The organism is Fictibacillus sp. B-59209 (assembly GCF_036216745.1).
GTDB classification, from domain to species: domain Bacteria; phylum Bacillota; class Bacilli; order Bacillales; family Fictibacillaceae; genus Fictibacillus_C; species Fictibacillus_C marinisediminis.
The window spans coordinates 1-19,190 of record NZ_JARMMC010000021.1 but is presented as its reverse complement, the minus strand read 5'-3'; the positions used below and the strand labels follow the sequence as shown (position 1 = coordinate 19,190).

Here is a 19,190-nt window from a genome sequence, read left to right as displayed (position 1 = left end):
TTATGCCTTCCTAAAAATGTGATAAAAAAACTGATTGTTATGTTATTTTATCTCAACTCGTCATCTAGAGGTACAATAACTTCATCTAATGTCTTTCTCCACTGACGCTTCATTTCTGGTCCATATTTTAATGGTTTTGCGTCTGGATGTATAGCTTTGTACTTATCAAATCGCTTGCTGTCGATGATTCCGCCAATATTCGGGATAGGCCCTGTTCCTATCTCATATTGAACCGCAGATGCATGGAGCTCTCTTTCTTCTACAAACCACGTATTCGCGAAATCCTCAATCGCTTTATTGTAGGATTGCGTAAAATAACGCCGTTTGACGACAAGAATATCTTCCTCTGTTTCTATTTCCTTGTTATCAATTGCATTTAAGATAGCACGATAAACATCTTTTACAATTTCAGACTTCTTTAATTTTTGAAGTGCTTTTTCAATTTCAGATCGGATGTTTCCATTGTTTGCAGAGTACGTCCCTAGTAATTGGTCTATATATGTTGAATCAATATCATATAGTTTAATTGCATTTTCTCCATAAAATTCAATCCCTGAGAAATCTGGCAGCGGTCCGTCACTACCACCTTCATCAACTAACGATCCCTTTACTGTATTGTATACACCGATATATTCTTCTAAAGTCTTCACCTGCTCTTGAAGAACTTTTGACTTCTCCACTTCATCGTTATAATCATCATACGTAACTAAAGCTTCGAAGGAGTTACTTAGCTCTTGAAACGCTTTTACAAATTCAATTCGGGTTTCAAGAGAAGAATGCTCATCAATATCTGTAGGATTTGGCACTAGATTTTGCAGCGATTTGTGAGCTGCTTTGAAGCGCTTTTTTGATTCGTCATAAGTTGGATAAACAAGCTTGGATTCATCATTTTCATTGGAGTACAACTTCGTCGCATCCTGCACATTTCGCTCCATCGTGGAAGGTTTTCGGAATGTTACAATTAATCCCTTAGATTTACCAGGATACGTTCGATTCGTTCGAGAAAAAGCTTGAATTAGATTAGCGTAACTTAAGTTGCGATCTACAAATAGTGTTTGAATGGTAGGTGCATCAAATCCGGTTAACAAGCGATCTACGACAATGACAAGATCAATCTGTTTCCCAAATTCTTTAAATTCTGCTCTTTTACGGGCTAACCTATTGTTAATATCGCCATTATATCGTTCAATATCTTCAATGGACCATGCCGTATTATAATAGCGATTATAACCTTTGATAATTTCTTTCATTTCATCTTGCGACTCTTTTGAGTTTTCTTCGTTTTCCTGTAGGGAATACGTAATCGCGATTCGTGGGAAATCGGAATCTTCAATCGTACGACCTTTCCGAATAGGATGACCCGCAAATTCGTTCGTTAACCATTCAGGATCTTTTGTCATTTCTTTTATCGCATGATAATATCGCTTGGCCATATCTATCGAACTTGTTGTTAAAATGGCAGACTTTTGAGGACGGCCATTTTGGAAATCAAATTTGGTGTAGGCGTTGTCTGGTCGAAAGATTTTATGAATCACTTTTTGTATGTGGTCATCATTTTCAAACGAAGAGTTTGGAATATACGTTTCTTTCTCTATTCCATCCATACTATCAATCATTGCGTTAAGCTCATCATTGGTGAATTCTGCGTATTTTTCATTTTGACGCAGCTGACTAAAAATATAATTGTATAAGGAAGTGGATTCAATCGTATCTTCGTGTTCGACTTGAAAACCTAAAACCGAACCATCCTCTAACGCATTTTTAATGGTATACGTGTGAAGAATTTCGCCATATTGGTCACGAGTGGTCCGAGCCAATTGGCCCTTGGCTTGTTTTTTATTTTCCGTAAATATCGGCGTACCCGTAAAGCCGAACCATGTTGAGTTCGGGAAAAATCCCTTGATAGCTTCCATTCCTTCTGCACTTAACGCACGGTGACATTCATCCACCACAAACACAATATGTTGTCCGATTAATTTCTTAAAGCGTTGAGCACCATTCTTTTCTGCTTGTTTTTGAGCAAAGCGCAAAGCAGCTTCTAGCTTTTGGCGTGTAGTGATAATCACCGTATTGGAATTGCTGTCAGATAGCAGCGTCTCACTTAATTTTTTCGCACTCTCAGTACCAACAATTAAGCTATTTGACTTAGCAGTACCTGAAGAAATACCGGTATTAAACTCAGAAGCGAATTTGGTAAACTCAGTTGTTGTTTGATTGTCCAAGTCTTTCCGGTCAATGAGCATAATTGTACGATCTACACCAGGTTTACGAGCTAATAACTTCGTAGAAACAAAACTTGTTAACGTTTTTCCTGACCCCGTCGCATGCCAAACAAATCCAGATTCACGTTTCATGGCAGAAGTGAACAAGGCTTCTATTGCATGAATTTGATACGGATGTAATACCATTAAAGCTTTATTGTCCTGATCTTCACTAACAATCGTATAATGGGCAATCAAACGATGCGCATCCGGGATATTTAAGACTTGTTTGACGAATTCATAAAGATTCTCAACTTTTCGGTTGTCAGTTGTTCTCCAGCTAAAAACAAATTTCTTATGCATGTCTTTTGGCATCGCGTTCGCAAAATACCGTGTCGTTTGTTCGTTAGAAATGACAAAAAGCTGAAGCGTAGAAAAGATGTTGTTTCGAAACATCCCTTCCTCTGCGTATTTCTTGATCTGATTGTAAGCTTGGAATACACCGTCTTTTGCATTGACTTGTTTGAGTTCAATTTGAACAATGGGCAGCCCATTGATTAAGAGAGTCACGTCAAATCGGCGATCACGGCGGTCAGTTTCTACCTTTTGTTTTGCAATCTGGTGAACTACTTCGTATGTAGAAATTCCGCCCCCTATATCTTGGTTAGAATACAACACCAACGAAATAGATCCTAAAGATACATCTTCACGTTCTATCGTAATCCGAGCAATTCCATTCTCACCCTTCAGCCATCTTGCAGCATCAAAAGGAGTCTGTGTTTTTGATAGTAATTCTGTTTTAATTGCATCAAATTCTTTATCAGAAATGGGGTGTTCCCCAATTTCTGATAAGTTATTTTGCGTAATCTTTTGACGCAAGTTCTTCCATAGGTCTTCTTCAGATTTTAAATCTGGGCGAAAATTCCACTGATTATGCCCTTCACCTAACACTTCGATTAGGCGACGTTCCACTTCAATTTCATCATTATGTGCTATCTTAGTCACGTTTCTCCCTCTCCTCAATGCTTAAGCAAACATCTTTTGTAGGAATGCTTTTTTCGTTTCTTTTAATGCATCTAATTCACGTTGATAAAGAGCGATCGTGTCGTCTAGTTGTTTAAAAAAGTTACCGATTTTTTGTTGTTCATCGATTTGTGGGTACGGAACTTTTAAGGCTTCCATTTGCCATAAAGAAATACTTGGTTGCGCCCCAATAGTTGCATCGCTTTTTATGAATTTTTCAATCGACGGTGTTTTCAAAGCCATTAATATAAAGTTTATATCACCCTCACTCAAACGAATGATACAAATTTGTTGGTTAGTGTTAGCGGGTAAATCTTTTTCTTTTACAATCCCAACTCTACCTAACGTTCCGACAATTGAAAATAATATATCATTAATCTTTAATTTTGAACGTTTTAAGTTACTTTCATGTTCTTTTTTACTTATTCGTGAGGTATTTTCGATATTTCCATTTATAGAATTAATACTATCTGTTTTTATATATTTAATCGTGCCTTCCCATGATTTATCTGCTGGAGTTGTTCCTTTAGTAATCCTAATACTTATTTCTTTTAATTCCTTTTCCACCCAATCTCCACTAAATCCTGGGAAACGAACTTCCGGTACAGACTCCCCTTCTTTTGGAAACATTTTTTGCAAGAATCCTTGTTTTGTTTGTTTAAGGGTGGTTAGTTCTTGCTGCTGAAGAGCAATAGTATCATCTAGATTTTTAAAGAAGATTCCTAAGTTAGTTTGTTCCTCCTCGGTTGGTACTAACAAAGGCATCTCCAAAAATGTTTCTGAGTGAATTCTTTTAGCTTTTCTAGAACCATTAGCAAGAGTTCCTTGATATATATAAAATTGTTTTCTTGATACATATTCATGAAAGAATAATGGGTCGAGATTATCTGCTATATCAAAGGCAGGTGAATCTAAAGTGGATTCATATCCATCAAGCTTATCAGGAATAATACCAAAAGCTTGATGGAGGAAATCTAGCTTTCCATAGATAAATTGGCCGGACTTGCGAATATAGTATTTAGTTGATTCACTTCCTTTATAAACTTCTTCTTTAGGAACGACACCTTTACCCCAAAGTTTAACGGTTAATTTTTTTGCCTTAAGACCATTTGTTCCTGGAATTCTGCTTTCTTTCAAATATTCACCAATCTTTTGCTGTTCCCAATCTCCAGTAAATCCGGGGAACCTAACTTCTGGTTTTAGCTTACTTTTCACTTTTAAACACCTCTAATGCACCCTTGATCCATTCTGCGTTTTCTTCATCAAACTGAAGCGAAGAAATCATGTCATATAGATTAGACTCTAGTTCTGATTTTTCTTTTCGAATGTCTTTGATAGTTGATCCAATTGATGCCATATCCACAGTAGTTTCTTCCTCGAATGTATCTACATAACGAGGGATGTTCAAATTAAAATCATTCTCTTTGATTTCATCAAAACTTGCGACGTGGGAGTATTTAACAACACTTTCTCGATTTCTATACGTTTCTACAACCTTATCAATGTTTTCTTTAGAAAGTTTATTTTGGTTCTTTCCTTTTATAAACTCTTTACTCGCATCTATAAATAGGACATCACGTGTTCCACGATTTTTCTTCAAGATTATGACTGTTGTTGGGATCGATGTCCCAAAAAATAAGTTTGCTGGCATGCCAATTACGGCATCAATACTGCCATCTTCTAAAAGTTTCTTCCGAATGACACCTTCTGCAGCTCCACGGAACAGTACCCCGTGTGGTAACACGATTGCCATCGTTCCCGAATCTTTCAAATGATAAAACCCATGTAACAGGAAAGCAAAGTCTGCTTTTGATTTTGGAGCTAACTTCCCATAACGATTAAAACGAGAATCATCTAAGAATGTATCATCTGCTGACCATTTTGCAGAGTAGGGTGGATTCATAAGAACCGAATCAAAGGTATATGGCTCATCAGTCGGCCAATCTTTGTTCAAAGTATCTCCATTGCGTAAACGCATATCTTCTTTTTTTACACCGTGCAAGATCAAGTTCATCTTCGCTAAGTTAAAGGTCGTTGTATTTAGTTCTTGTCCATGGTACTTTACACTATCTGGATGGTTGATATAGTTTCGAATATTCAACTTTAAAGAGCCTGATCCCATGGTTGGGTCATATACGCTAAACAATTTTTTATCTTCTTGACCCAATGCGGCAATGCGAGCCATCATATCAGAAACTTCATGAGGTGTATAGAATTCTCCGGCTTTCTTACCAGCTTCTGAGGCAAATTGGCCGATCAAGAACTCATAGGCATCCCCAATAACATCGCCATTATGTCCCATTAAATCGACATCATTTAGTTTCTTTAGTACTTCTGTAATGGTAATGTTTCGTTGTTGATCATCCGAACCCAGCTTTTTTGATTTCAAATCCACATCGTCAAACAATCCATTAAATTGATCATATTTCGTAGACAAATCAATAAAAGCTTTATTCAAGTCAATCAACTGAAACGTATTTTGTTTCGCTTGATTGGTTAATACATTGAATAAATGTTCTGACACAATATCATAGCCCAACGTGTCTACTAGCGTTTCAATTAAATCATCTTTTATCTCTTCGTCTGCTAACAAATTCCTATACAATTGAGTTTGTTTATCTTGGGTGTTGTATTCTTCAAGTGATTCATCTGCTATTTCAACAACTTTTTCTAACAATTTATCAGATAAGTATTTGTAAAAGATCAATCCTAATAAGTAGTTTTTGTATTCTGACGCATCCATTTTGCTTCGCAAGTTATCCGCGGCACTAAAAAGTTTTTTGTTTAATCCTGCCATGTTATGTTCCTCACTTCTTTTGTTAGTCTATTGGTCTAGTTTTTTCAATACTTCTAAATACAGTTGCTCTTCAAGTTCTGCTTGTTTCTTAGCCAAAGCTTGCTGCTTTCTTAAAAAGAAATAAGCTTTTCCAATCGTCCGTTGTTTCTCAAGAGTTGGAAGCTTGATTTCCAACTCTTTTAATATGGCTGGAGTCAATTTCGGTACAGTACTTCCTTGCATGGAAATGGCCATTTGCTTTTTCATTGAGTAAGATTCATTCAATGCATAGCATAAATAGCTGCTATCCAATCCATCATGTTCAATAATGAGTTTCGCAAAATTCTGGTTAAGGATCTTCCCTTGGTTTAAGTCACTTACAATCCCGGCTTTGGAACTAACAAAGCTGAAAACAACTTCTCCAGCATTACTCAGGTAGCCGTCGTATTGATTATCAACACTAGTACGAGTTTTAGAGTCTAGAAATAAACCATCTAAATCATGGATTAAATCCTCATATGAATAAGCAACTAGAGTTAGATCATTTTTCTCGTTTCCCCTTGAAAGATTCCTTCCAATTTTAACAGTTACCACATCTTCAAGTTTCATATCCCGCCCTCTTTTTTATGTATTTCTTTAGAATTACATATTAAAAATATCAATATAAAGTGAATTCGTCAATACTAATTTTGTAATTTTAAAGAATTACTTTATGTTTTGGACTGATGATAAAATAAGTAGGGTGTCATAACTTTAAGAAATAATACTGTTTTAGTTGGACAGTAAAATGAATATATAAATCAGTATCATAACTTATTTTCATATATCAATACCAAAAGGGAGGATTTTATTAGATACGCATGGGTAATCATTATCTTTTACTTGAGAAAGTTGATTATTGAAACTTTATTCGATATTGGTATTTACTGATTGAACTACCTTACCGCTTTGCTGATAGCTGCTTGTTTTAAAATAATGAAGCTGCTCCTTTTGACGTTTCACCTTTAGAGCTATTACATATTTGTTTGTTTGGCTAGGTAATCCATAATCCGGAATTCTAACCAAATGACTATTACTATTTTAACTCCCTACATGTCATGATGGAGTTAGTTATACCATCCCATATACATCATTACTTTAACATCCATTCCTTTTGATTTTTCAGAGAAACCTAGTGGATTGAAAACCGCGTCCGTTCGTAAATAATTTTCCGACTTAAACGAACGAAAAAAAAAAACCGATTAAATTTAAAAAAGACCCGTTCGTAAAAGTGTACTTTTCCAGACGGTTAGCTTATGATTCACTAAGGCTATTCAGTTTGTCCTAATTATTAACAGTCAAAAAGGTTACTCAAAAGTATCATCTACTGCTAAATAGCAACTAAATAGCAACAACACCATAATTATGATAAGGTGCTACGAACACGAAACCACCTCCCCTTTTGGTATTTAATGGCCTGTAATCCATCTTAGAACGGCCGAGGGCCCTGTCCTTGGACAGGGCTCTCGTCAACTTATGCTACTTACATCAAGTGCATGTAGCCAACTCGGATAGTAATATAAGGCACTACGCATGAGTTCAGGATAAGTTTGTTTCACTTGTTTTTTGCTTAATGAATTTCCCCTGTTTTCAAGCTCCTGAATCTGCATGATCACTTCTTTTGCTGATAAATTAGGTTCCAATGGATCCACTCCTTGTCTTTCTTTGATACAAAGATTAAACATGAAAAAAAGAAGAACTGTAAATGATCATCTTTATGATGAGTACAAAGTCATTCCAGTACTATTAATATACAGAACAAATCCGTGTCTAATGAAAAAGATAGTTTCTATAGAAACAAGATGTAGAATGTAAGGAACTAGATTCAGCTGTTCACAGAAATCGCGAAAGGTTTTTAAATCAATTCGCCCTTTAATGACCTTACATTCCATGAGTATCACGCTTTAATAGTTTCTGTTTGATTTAGATATGAATATATATTCCTTCTAGTAATCCAATCAATGCGATCAAATAACAGGGGGACCCAGGTATATGGATAATCTATTAAAAGTATCATCAAAATCAAAGCCGAGTTCAGTTGCGGGCGCAATAGCAGGCGTAGTTAGGGAGACAGGTACTGTAGAAATTCAAGTGTTGGGAGCCGGTGCATTAAATCAAGCGATTAAAGCCATTGCAATTGCAAGAGGATTCGTAGCTCCCGCTGGTCTTGATTTGGTCTTTGTTCCTGGTTTTATAACTATTTTAATCGATAATCAAGAAAAAACTGCAATAAAATTAAGGGTAGATCCAAGAAAAAAACGATAGATTTTCATTATGTAAAAAACCTGTTTAACAGGCTTCTTTTGTATGCCTTGACAAAAGGTTTTTAATTTTAATATGGGATTGTTAAACATCAAAATTATCCGGATTGATTCCTTGTTGCATAGAGCCTTAAATTCACATTTGTTTCAAAATTAACCGGATTGCTGCTAAAAGAAAACATTGAATCTTTTGAAAAGTCATATTTAACCGGATTATTTTCCTCGCCTATTGTATAGCTATCTCATTAATAAATTAAGAAATAGCCGGATAATTTTTAATTAGTCATAGAGGTATTGTCATAGACTATACATAATAGGGTTATTTACAGGAATTAAAGGATTCACCACATTTATAAGGTCTTTTCAACATCATCTAGAACAGACTTATGCATCTTTAAATCAAAGAAAAGCGATTAAAATTAAATGGAAATTTTATTACTTCAAAAATTTAAAAACAGTGCAAATCACAGTACAAAATAGATTATAATGGGAATACACATCGAATGGTAAAATATACCTTAAATGGAGGTTTAGAAGGGACAATATTTAAACAAAGATTGTAGATATTCAATCAAACGTATTTGGAATAATCAAAAAGATAAAGCGACTATTATTATGTATAACCCTCGGACTCTTGATCCAAATCCTTTTTTATTAGTACAATCTCTCAGTAAATGTGTTGAAATCGTCATAAATGAAGAAGATATTGGTGGGTTTCAAGTAGTAAATCTATTTCCAAAGATAAGTAATAGTCAAAAAGAATTAGAAAATGAATTTAAGAAATTTGATTCAATGAATTTCAAGTACATTAAAAATGCGTTGAAACTTCTACAATGATTGTCTTAGCTTGGGGAAAAAAGGGGTCCATAGTCAGTTGAAATTCAAAATTTAAAGAGCTGCTTATTAATTATAACGACATTAAAATGCTTTGACTAATATGACAATCTTCAACCAAAATATCCAAGATACTTAACTACTGAAACTAAATTAAAGGATTGCTTTATGAATAAAAAGGGAGATTTATATTTTTTGTGACCTAATTCACCTTACCGCTATTAATTCAAAAATAGACAACTTTTTATTAATCTCATTATATTTAAAATATATATGTAAAGCGAGGTAAGAATAATGCAAATCAGAAATATACGACCTTCTGCGGGCTTTTTTGAAAAAGCTAGAAAATTTGAAAATAGTTATATAATCAGGTGTCGTACCTGTGAACAGTTATATATTTATGAGGTAATACCAACTAATGATCGATACAAGTATGTAAATCTAAAATGTGGATTTTGCGGAACAGTTCTCTGCGAAGTAAACGCAAGTAGTACCAGGGTACTTGAAGAACTCGGATAAAAAAATTGACAAAGTCTAAAATTCTTCAGTTGTAATTGTTTTTTTGTAAATTACGTTGAAAATATTGTTCGTTTTTATCTACTTCCTTAACCTTACCTATTGATATATTAATTCGAAAACACTATGCTAAATTCTGATCGCAATCGTTAAATTGATGTTTTACATTACGTGTAAAACAAAGGAAATAACCGAATTAATTCCTTTGTTTTATTGAGCTTTCATTTCACAATTGTGTCAATTAACCGTACTGTTGCTAAAACTATCTAGCCCTGAAAAAAGACATAAATAGCCGGATTTCTTGTGAGTAATTTATATAAATCTTTTCCCAAAGTTTTATGTACCATAATCCCGTCTGTCAATCTAGAAAAGCCTTGTCTACACTTCCTAATTCTTCTCTAAGAGATTTTTTCATTTCTTTTAACATTTCTCTCATTCTTTTATTATAGAATTTCACATTTTCCTCATTAGATTTAAATTCATTAATAAGAAGAGGAATTATTTTGTCTTGAAACTTAATTGACTCCTCAACTAGCTTGTAGCATTCTTTTTCCGTTCTTCTGTTAATAAATTCTTCCCCATCAACTGTAACAATATGTTCAAAAATTTTTGTAAATACAAACAATACGAAAAACCTAACAAGAAATGGATAATTTTCCTTTTCAACTGTAAAACTTAAATTTCCGTCTAAATAGTAGTCAATAATTCCAAAGTTACTATGAGTGAAAGGGGAGAGAAAACCATAAAATTTATAATAATATAATTTATCTTTTCCCGATTTAAACTTGCTGGGATTTATTAATTCTCCAAGTTTTACTCCTGAACGATCAAGTATTTCTCCATTTTCATTAACGTTATATGTTGCAGTGAAAAGGTTTAAAGGGAAAGTAATCAATTGGTCGATGAAATCGTCATTTTCATTTAGATATCTGCTGCTTAAGTAATTTTCAAACATACTTCTTATTAGTATTAGAACATCTTCATTATTTCCGATTTTCAACAATTCCCGTATGCTGATTAAGGTTTTAGTGCTTTTTGTAAAGTTAAAATACTCGTGGTCATATGTGAATTTAGAGCTCTTTTCACCAGTCATCATTAATTCAGTAAATCCATAAATATGAGCCGCATACCAAACAAAATCACGAGATCTAAAAATAAATTTATTAATAAACTTATCAAGCTGCTTTTGATAATCAACGTTTTCCACTACTAGCTATCCCCAATCAATTCATTCATTTTGCAGTTGTGGTTGAGCAAATTAAACCCTATGATTTATCTGTTTATATTGAGAACGCCTTTTGGTACTTCGGTGTTCTCCTCACCTTATAATCATATAAACTTACCTCTGGCCACATATTAGAATTAATACCTCTTCCTAATTCAATTGCCAGTCCAGCAGGCCCGTCGTAAAACAAATGCATTTTGTCATAGTTGTGCTCTTGCAACAGTTGCTCAATGTCTTCTTTCACTTTTACTTGAATCCTTCTAACATCATCTCGATAAACAACTCTATTTACCCCTGGGTCATTGATTTCGAACGAGATTGCATCATATGGTTCTTCCAATACTTCATCAACATATTCACATTTGACCTTGCCGCTTATAGATACTAGCACGGCCAATTCTTTTTTATTCTTGAGATCTTTCGTACTGGTTAATGTTAGCTCAGGACTAAAACCAGGATGTTCAGCCACCCAATATCCTGTTTCTCGATTGAATTGATAGATAGGATAAGGGACAGTATCCGTTAATAGGGATCCAAGATGGATTAGCAAGGGTATCGGTGATAATGGAAACACCTCACCTACTTTAGCATCCTTCTCTCTTATCTTTTGTTTGAAACGCTCGACAAGATCCTTGTTTTCCTCTACTCCTTTTTCCCACCCCTTTTGTGTAGAATCTACAAACTCTGTTTGATCCTCTACAATATCTAGGAGGATATAAGGCGGACCTCCTTCAATTTCCATATTAAAAATGGGGCCGCCAAAGCGCTTGTGGATTAAAGCAACACTATTTTTGTCTTGAATTCCAAGTAACGCTTTAATTTGATCTTCGTGGTACTTCTTCATTTGGAATAAACGGTCCGGGGGGTATTGGTCCTTTGTGTGGTCATCATCGATTCGCTTAGAATGTGTTATAGCACATTAGCATTAAATTATTCACATCTTCTAATTGCTCCTGGGTAAATCCGTATTGTTCCATATACTCGTGGCGGGGAGAATTTTCTGCGTGACCTATAATATGAGCGATTATCCCTGCATTGGTTAGCGTTTCTTCAGCTGTTTCAATTAACTCTTTATTGCAAGTTTCGTACGTACATATTCCACCTGATTTGACCCACAAATAGGCATTTTCAACGGGCTTTAGTTTTCTTCTGGGTATTTTTTCAGTTGCTTTTTTGGACAATTCAAACTCTCCTTACAAGTTCATTTATCGTTGACGAGGATTTCTCACCGAACCATACTCTTGTTTCTTTAATTCCAATGATGATAAAAAACAAATAGTCCGGTTCAAAATCCTCACCCAAAAGTCTTTTCCAATTCTTATGGTCAATAGATGAAGGGTGAGGTACATCTTCCGGATGAGTATGCCATTCTCCTAAATAAAAGCACCGGCCATCCGCTTCATCCCAAATTTGATCAAAATACTCTTGGTGCGCGGCTGGTTTTCGGCTAAAGCGGGTTCGGGTTCTTTTATCGTCCGGCATCGGTTCAGATACATCATCAATAATATAATTTCCATCCTCCAGTAGTATCCGACCGATGAGTATGCCACCTGCTTCTTTGTCCCGCTGCCTTACTTGCTTGTATTGATTCATCTTATCGATGGCTTCCGGACGTATATACAAGGTCTTATTGTGAGGTAACTTATAGACTTCCTTCTCTTTCCGGGTTTGGATGGATATCCCTTCCTTCTTCTGAGCACACCGGGCACCGGTCGTCTTTGTACATATACTTGGTTTCATCTAATTTCTTGCTTGAAAATGAATATCTTTTTCTAGTGATAAATCCACCTTGCTTAAAGAGCCGATCATCTCCTTTCCAGGAAAGGATGGGGTTCCCGGATAACTCTCCCATCAGGGTCTTAATGGCAGTTTCAACCGTCAACATCGCCGACCTTTCACTATCCAGAAAACTATAGGGCGTAAATACGGATCCACACCCTGTGATGGATTTTGCAAACTCTTGGCCGGCTTCAGCAAAAGCGGATTGGTTCTTGATGGATTCACCCTCATCGTCTGGCTGAAATAGACATTGGTAGCAACCTTCTCTGTCCTGGTTCAACGTGACTAAGGTGTGGCCGCCAATGCCGAGGGGTTCCACCCACGTGTACAAGGTTGGGGGTGGGTTCTCTAATTGATGCAATGTTTGATTAATCAGCATTTCCGTATTGGGAGAACCAATAGCCACGATCAGTAGGTCAATGTCGTGCTGCATCAGGTCCACTTCTTCCAGAATGTTGAGGAAACTCCTTCCCTTCATCACGATATCCGTAAAAGGGTATTTTCTGTTGAGCTCTTCTTTTAATCCCCATACCTTTGGCTTGTTCAGCAGTCCCTCTTTTTCATTGAACGTATACACTTGATCGGCTCCCAGAGAATGACGGTGGATATTGTCTACTTCCATTACATCCCAATCTACCAGTGTCAGCTTGCCAATGCCGGCTTTTGCTAAACGTGTGGCCACTTCACTTCCCACAGACCCCACTCCAGCGATTAAAATGTGCTTGTCGGTCAATTCCATCTGGCCGCCAGTTCGGTTTAACAGATGATTGGGATGCCATCGCTTAATCGTAGCACGTAAGAACTCAGAGTTTTTGGGTTTCCATACAAACGGGTGCACCTGGATACGTTGGTTCTTAGGTTGTGCTAATGCTTTGGTAACGATGGTATTTCCCGACATCGTTCCACCGAATAACGCTACATTTCCATTTTCGAGAGGTAACCCACTGATGACAAATTCAAGACCAGGTTTTACATCAGCCACTGGTTTTTGAATGAGCTTGGTATAGGCTTTTCGATTGGTATCCGTAAGATTTTTTACGAGGTTCTGTTTAAAGACCGTAAAGTCCCACCTGTTGTCCGGATCTGGAGGGGATAAAAAAGATCTCTCTTTCAACGGAAGATAGATGCATCTAAATTTCTTAGCGTCTTTTACGTCGATATGAAAGAGTTGTTGGATCGCTGATTCCACATTGTCGCCTTTTTCAGCACAAATCACTACCGGGTCCTTTGCTTGTGTTTCTTTGTACCATAAATCCAGTTCTCTGGCTCTGGTATTGGTGGTGTCCACATACGCAAAAACCGCGAGATTGTGTTTCTCTTTCCAGTACGCCTCGAATTCTACCGAAAATTCATCCGTGTTTTCTTTCTTGAGCCCGGCTTCAATGACCTGCACGACTTTTTTCAAACATACCAATAACAAGGAACCGGGATAGCGGGAATCGATGATCACTGAATCACTGCGGGTATAACATAAAAACCCATCCGATGTTTTGTGAGGAATCGTACCAAACACGTTTCCTTTATCGAAAAAAAGAGGTAACGTATGTGGAAATAGTGTGGGGAAACCAATCGTAAAAACAGCGGGTTCCCCACAAACCAAAACTTCGATCTCAGCTACTGTGTCACAGAAAGGATAATCATCCAGGTTTACATCATTAAGCAATCTCATAGAGAGTAATAGGTTCTGCTCAATCTCTTCAATATCGGATTGAAGGTCCTTAAAAGGAATGCGCATTAGTTACACTCACTTGCTGATTCAGAGCTCGGTATAACTGGAGCTGCCATTGCCTTTTTACCGGTCGACGGCTTGGGCGGAACCGGAAAGTCATCCCCGAATTGATTCCTCAATAGTTCAGCTGCATCAGTAGGATCTAGCTCATATTTCGCCTCCTGAAGTGCAGTTAGTAGTGACTCTAACTTTTCTTTGAATGTCTTCATCTGTTTGGGTGTCATTTTCTCAAAGAGTTCAGGTCTTGGTTCTACCGGTAGTTCAACTTTCAAACGTGGCATAGATTGATATTCCCCATCTACATACACGTACTCCGGTTCAAAATTATTGATCATTGATACAACAAGACCGAGCAGTGCATCTAAATCTCTATAGGTTGAATGGCCAGAAAAGGCATTGGTATCTTTTTGAATGGTCAACCAATGATAGGCGCACGATGTTAATGCGATACCGGTGGGTTTCCCATTGACAGAGGAAAAATTGACATCTTTCCAACGCTTAAGGTATCGTACCACCCTTCTAAATTGTTTGCGGTCCTCTTGGGTATACAGGTGATATCTGACCTCATTAATCAAATCTTTTGGATTGGATTCATCCCACTTTTTGTCATCAGTAATACTTGTAGGCTTCCCCTTTGCCAGGTACACCTTCCCGTCCGTATTATTCACCGCATATACCGTGATATCGACGTGGTAGCCTTCTTCATAGGACACGGTTACACAAGGGTTTTTGATCTTTACATTTCCTGTATGGTCTTTTAGTGCATTATAAATCCAATTTTTCGCCGTAACGGGCTCCACATCATCCCTGGACATATCGAAATATAGTCCTATATCGATGTCATAATCAGAATCCAGGGGTTTTATTCCGGTTCTCATTGCATAGGAACCCTGATTAAACACTTCAAATTCATACGAAACTTCTTCCGGAAGTTTTTCCTTGATCTTTTCTTTAATGATATCGCGTTTGGTACGCAGAATTTCGTCTTCCTCCTTCAATCTAATCGTATCGTGAAAGTCATTGAATTGCGTTCGACAATCTGCCAAGCGATTTTCCCCCAATACATTTTTTTACTTATGAGGAAATTGTATCATAACAAAAAGGATGTTTATAGATACAAGTATTCATTTCTGATATATATGAATTACTACTAATTAATCGTATCCCTATATTATCTTTGAAAGTTTAATGGTTGAGCACTTTAACTTAAAGTTCTTTTAAGCTAAAAAGGAACGAACGGAAGATGCCTTGAATTCAAGAACCAAATAGGAAGGTGTTTACAGCGATATGCCTTATAAGCTATATAGGGAACAATTACTTAATACATTATAGCAAGATTTTTTTTGTACCTTCTATTGTTAATCTTTTTTAAGTATATATATTTTTATAGCATCTGAAACTTAAACGCGTAAGAAGATAAATCCGGATTGAGAGGATCAAAACCAGTGAATCTCAACGCAAAAAACAACAGCAGACACTGTTGTTTTTTGTTTGCTATTAATGAAAGATATAGGAGGAATTGCTGTATGAAAAGGTACTTTGGAAGACCTATATTCATACCCTTTCTATGAAAACTTAGACATTCGACTCCACCCTAAATATTTGAAAATAATTAAAGGACTTTATGTTCCTCAGTAAAACAAAAATCGTCTCTATTTGCTTGATATACTGCGATATTTTTAAATCCCGTTCTATTCCCATTTTTAAAGCTTTTAGAAATAATCGCTTCATTATGATTTGTATTAGTAGTAGAAAAAATATTAACTTTTTTAAAAGTTTTGCTATATAGGTTTGTTTTTTCTCTAATCATTTTTACAAATTCAGGATTGAAACAACGATGACCTCCAAAATCATTACCATTTTGAATAATGACTGTTGGTAAATTTAGTTTATTTAATGGAATTTGATCCTCTGTAATTTCATAGGTATCTACTAGTATGAGATTTAGTTCATTAAAGGGTTGTTCCATATTTTTTTCAATGACACTAACAGCCTTCTCTTTGTTTTCTACATTGCTGTCAACTATAATATTTGGAAAAATATCTGCTAAAAGAAGTTTATACTGAAGATATATAGGCACTCTTACTAAAGTTACTTTTCCATATCCTAGTATTTTACCGGCTATCCAATAAATCACTAACGGATAGTCATTATATCTATTACCTGTATTAAATAATTTTTCAGTATTAGCTCTCTTTCTCCAAAAATAAAAGAATACAGATAAAATTACTCCGCAAATAATAGAGATTATCGTTTCGTTACTAGTTATGCTTTTTATTGCATTGTCTAAATTCGTTGTATCTATGGTGAGTAACGATAAACACCCATATGCTACTTTTTGCAGTGGATAAATAATGGCTAACAATAATGGAAACACAATAAAAATACACTGACTTATGACTTTAGACACCTGTTTTCTCCTCTTCTATAATCTAATAGGTTACTATTAGGAATTAAACTAATGGTAAGTTCTTTAATCCAACCCTTTAATGATTCCAAAAGTACGGCTATATGTTCTGTACTTACGAATTTCAATTCTGCCACTAAAAACACTCCTTTTTTACAACTAAATTCCCACTCCATCTTACTCAATAACCCTTATATACCAAGGCTTTTAGGGCATTATTACATGATGCCACAAATACTGTCGATACGTTTCTTCTTGCTTGTCAGCGAAATCAATTTTGTTGTTAAGAACCGATGTTCGAATAAAATAACTCCTACACACTTTTGGGGTAGCCATTTTTAGTTGCTGCCAACATCTCATAAATTAACATACTTATTTTCAATGGTTACTCATTAAATACTTTTACTTTTTCTAGATGTACATCCATATTGTCTTGATTTATCCTTTCTAAATATAAATTAGTCGTTGAAATATCAGAATGGCCTGCCCAATCTTTTACAACTGCAAGCGGTACATCATTTTCTAACATAACTGTTACAAAAGTATGCCGAAACCAGTGAGGACTAATCGCAGTGTTTTGCGCTGCTAATTTGACAGCTGTTTTAACGATTTTATACAGTGCTGGGTAAGTTAATCGCTTCTTTTTTAATCGAGTTTCTTCATTATATAGTGAGTAAAATAAAGGACTTGTATCTCGCATATTGAGTTCTGTTGATTCCTGTAATGTCTCTCGGTAGTTAAACAACAGATCCTTGGTTTCTTTCTTAACCGGAATGGTCCGAGGTTTATTCCCTTTTCCGATCACATCCACTAATAAATTGCCTCTGCGATTCTTCCGAAAACTTCCCCAGTTCAAATTAAGGAGCTCACTCGCCCGTAGGCCTGTAGTATATAGAAGATAGCCGATGAGTAGATTGCGCGTTTGCAGCTGCTTACGGTACGTATCCGTCTTCACAATTTTCGAGAAGTGCGAAATAAGATGCTCCGCATCTTCCTGGGTTAATTCCCTTAATTGGAAACGAGTATGCGCCTCATTTTGACGAGTTTCTTCTATTATATAGTGGCCTTTCTTTGCGGTTGGTTTGACGATCCATCTGGAGAGCAGTGCCTTGTAAAAATGTGTTTCGTAGCCAAACTCCAGCAGCCGGCGAAAGAAGTCTAGTTTCCGGATTGCTGTTTTGTTTGCATAGGTGTTTTTTATGTACTCATTATAGGCCTTCACTTCCGGAAACCCGAGGTCACGAAAAGACAGATTATGCTGCAGCATGTAATTCAGCAGCGTTTTGGCGTCTGCTTTATACGCCTTTAATGTATGCGGCGAAAAAGTCCTCCCGTCTTTGTAGATCTTCAGCGCGAAGAACCACTCCAAAAAATCCTCTTCCTTGCTTTCGCCGAGGTTTAGGTTCCGGTTTTCATCGAGCAGGTTTTTCTCCAACAGCTTTTCTTTTAATTGAGTTAAGTACTTTTCGTTGGTTACATTCGTTATAGAGGTGACTAAATCCACGGGCAACCCTCTTTTCTGTTTCTTTGTCTCTTAAGTATAGCATTTGTTAATAACTGTATCTATAGTAAAGATAATATCTAATTATCTTTACTGTCAAAAATTCTGTTGGTTTTTGTTAGTTTTCTACCCTCTCTACATTTGCAACTAAATGGGCAATTGTCCGATGACCACCTGGTAAATGCAACACAGAGCTCCTCTCCGACACATCTTTTTTTATTTAACGAGTAGGTGATAAAAAAAGGCAAACAACAACAAAAAACAAAAAACTAAAGCCGCGAAGAATGGCAAAAGCAATAATTCGAAAACTGCAACCAAAAGAATAAAAAAAAATAGAGTGAATGATAGATTGAATTGAAAAATGAAGAACATGTAAAACTATTATGATTACCCTAAAGAAGACAGATAAAAGACAGCGAATTTGCCCTAACACGTTTCAAACAACCATATGCCTCCATTCTACTCATTAACTGCGGAAGAATAGTTTCTGTACTTGTTATAGAAAATGCGATAAGAAACGAATCCCATACCATTAGAAACACTTTAAAGTAAGAACCAAGCAATCACAGGAAACAAACCGAAAATAACAATAGCAAGCCCAAGATACACGACCCCAATCAACTTTGCCTCTCGTTTAAAAGAACAAAAGGGGAGGGAAAACAAACTTTGTCGATCTCACAATAAAAAAAGCACCGCTGGAAACTCCAACAGTGCTTCGTTCGTGCCCGGCAACGTCCTACTCTTACAGGGGGAAGCCCCCAACTACCATCGGCGCTGAAGAGCTTAACTTCCGTGTTCGGTATGGGAACGGGTGTGACCTCTTCGCTATCGCCACCAGACATATTTTGAGGTATATTCCCTCAAAACTAGATAACTTCTTCATCCAAACTTCTGATTAT

At 36.3% G+C, this 19,190-nt stretch carries 15 protein-coding genes, 1 rRNA gene and 1 pseudogene; 2 read left to right on the top strand and 15 right to left on the bottom strand.

What is annotated here, in order from left to right; genetic code table 11:
- Positions 1–47: 47 nt before the first annotated feature.
- The 5 genes from P4361_RS17820 to P4361_RS17800 all read right to left on the bottom strand — a co-directional run bounded on the left by P4361_RS17820 (position 48) and on the right by P4361_RS17800 (position 7,682).
- Positions 48–3,206 carry a type I restriction endonuclease subunit R gene (locus P4361_RS17820; protein ID WP_328090308.1) on the bottom strand — a complete coding sequence of 1,053 codons (3,159 nt, stop codon included), beginning with the start codon at positions 3,204–3,206 and terminating at the stop codon, positions 48–50.
- A gap of 21 nt (positions 3,207–3,227) precedes the next feature.
- Positions 3,228–4,439, bottom strand: a complete 1,212-nt coding sequence (locus tag P4361_RS17815; RefSeq protein WP_328090307.1) for a restriction endonuclease subunit S — start codon at positions 4,437–4,439, stop codon at positions 3,228–3,230.
- A complete protein-coding gene (locus P4361_RS17810; RefSeq protein WP_328090306.1) occupies positions 4,429–6,021 on the bottom strand; it encodes a type I restriction-modification system subunit M in 1,593 nt (530 codons plus the stop codon). Before P4361_RS17810 ends, P4361_RS17815 begins: the two co-directional genes overlap by 11 nt.
- A gap of 27 nt (positions 6,022–6,048) precedes the next feature.
- Positions 6,049–6,609: a restriction endonuclease subunit S gene (locus tag P4361_RS17805; RefSeq protein WP_328090305.1), complete on the bottom strand. Its 561-nt coding sequence runs from the start codon at positions 6,607–6,609 to the stop codon at positions 6,049–6,051.
- An 899-nt stretch (positions 6,610–7,508) separates the two neighbouring features.
- A complete protein-coding gene (locus tag P4361_RS17800; RefSeq protein WP_425590280.1) occupies positions 7,509–7,682 on the bottom strand; it encodes a hypothetical protein in 174 nt (57 codons plus the stop codon).
- A 349-nt stretch (positions 7,683–8,031) separates the two neighbouring features.
- Here P4361_RS17800 and P4361_RS17795 point away from each other — a divergent pair, with 349 nt between their 5' ends.
- Entirely contained in the window at positions 8,032–8,304 is a 273-nt protein-coding gene (locus tag P4361_RS17795; RefSeq protein ID WP_091003520.1) for a stage V sporulation protein S, read from the top strand.
- 566 nt (positions 8,305–8,870) lie between these two features.
- On the top strand, positions 8,871–9,137 hold the full coding sequence (locus P4361_RS23290) for a DUF1643 domain-containing protein (protein ID WP_425590283.1): 267 nt from the start codon (positions 8,871–8,873) through the stop codon (positions 9,135–9,137).
- 871 nt (positions 9,138–10,008) lie between these two features.
- Here P4361_RS23290 and P4361_RS17790 read toward each other — a convergent pair.
- The 10 genes and pseudogenes from P4361_RS17790 to rrf form a co-directional block, all read right to left on the bottom strand.
- Positions 10,009–10,857 carry a DUF5677 domain-containing protein gene (locus P4361_RS17790; RefSeq protein ID WP_328090303.1) on the bottom strand — a complete coding sequence of 283 codons (849 nt, stop codon included), beginning with the start codon at positions 10,855–10,857 and terminating at the stop codon, positions 10,009–10,011.
- A gap of 73 nt (positions 10,858–10,930) precedes the next feature.
- The gene (locus P4361_RS17785) at positions 10,931–11,719 is read right to left on the bottom strand and encodes an SAVED domain-containing protein (protein WP_328090302.1); all 789 of its coding nucleotides are present in this window, start codon (positions 11,717–11,719) and stop codon (positions 10,931–10,933) included.
- Positions 11,720–11,774: 55 nt separating this feature from the next.
- A complete protein-coding gene (locus P4361_RS17780; protein WP_328090301.1) occupies positions 11,775–12,056 on the bottom strand; it encodes a hypothetical protein in 282 nt (93 codons plus the stop codon).
- A 1-nt stretch (position 12,057) separates the two neighbouring features.
- Entirely contained in the window at positions 12,058–12,468 is a 411-nt protein-coding gene (locus P4361_RS17775; RefSeq protein WP_328090300.1) for a Mov34/MPN/PAD-1 family protein, read from the bottom strand.
- A gap of 49 nt (positions 12,469–12,517) precedes the next feature.
- On the bottom strand, positions 12,518–14,389 hold the full coding sequence (locus P4361_RS17770; protein ID WP_328090299.1) for a ThiF family adenylyltransferase: 1,872 nt from the start codon (positions 14,387–14,389) through the stop codon (positions 12,518–12,520).
- Positions 14,389–15,429, bottom strand: coding sequence for a nucleotidyltransferase (locus P4361_RS17765; RefSeq protein WP_328090298.1), 1,041 nt, complete (start codon positions 15,427–15,429; stop codon positions 14,389–14,391). The genes P4361_RS17770 and P4361_RS17765 overlap by 1 nt, the downstream gene beginning before the upstream one ends.
- Positions 15,430–15,995: 566 nt before the next feature.
- Positions 15,996–16,793 (bottom strand): hypothetical protein, encoded by a 798-nt coding sequence (locus P4361_RS17760; protein WP_328090297.1) that lies wholly within the window; start codon positions 16,791–16,793, stop codon positions 15,996–15,998.
- A 382-nt stretch (positions 16,794–17,175) separates the two neighbouring features.
- On the bottom strand, positions 17,176–18,294 hold the full coding sequence (locus tag P4361_RS17755) for a tyrosine-type recombinase/integrase (protein WP_328090296.1): 1,119 nt from the start codon (positions 18,292–18,294) through the stop codon (positions 17,176–17,178).
- A 425-nt stretch (positions 18,295–18,719) separates the two neighbouring features.
- Positions 18,720–18,915, bottom strand: a pseudogene (locus P4361_RS17750) (cation:dicarboxylate symporter family transporter); the annotation flags it as partial.
- Positions 18,916–19,014: 99 nt separating this feature from the next.
- Positions 19,015–19,130: ribosomal RNA gene (gene rrf / locus P4361_RS17745) — 5S ribosomal RNA — on the bottom strand.
- Positions 19,131–19,190 lie beyond the last annotated feature (60 nt).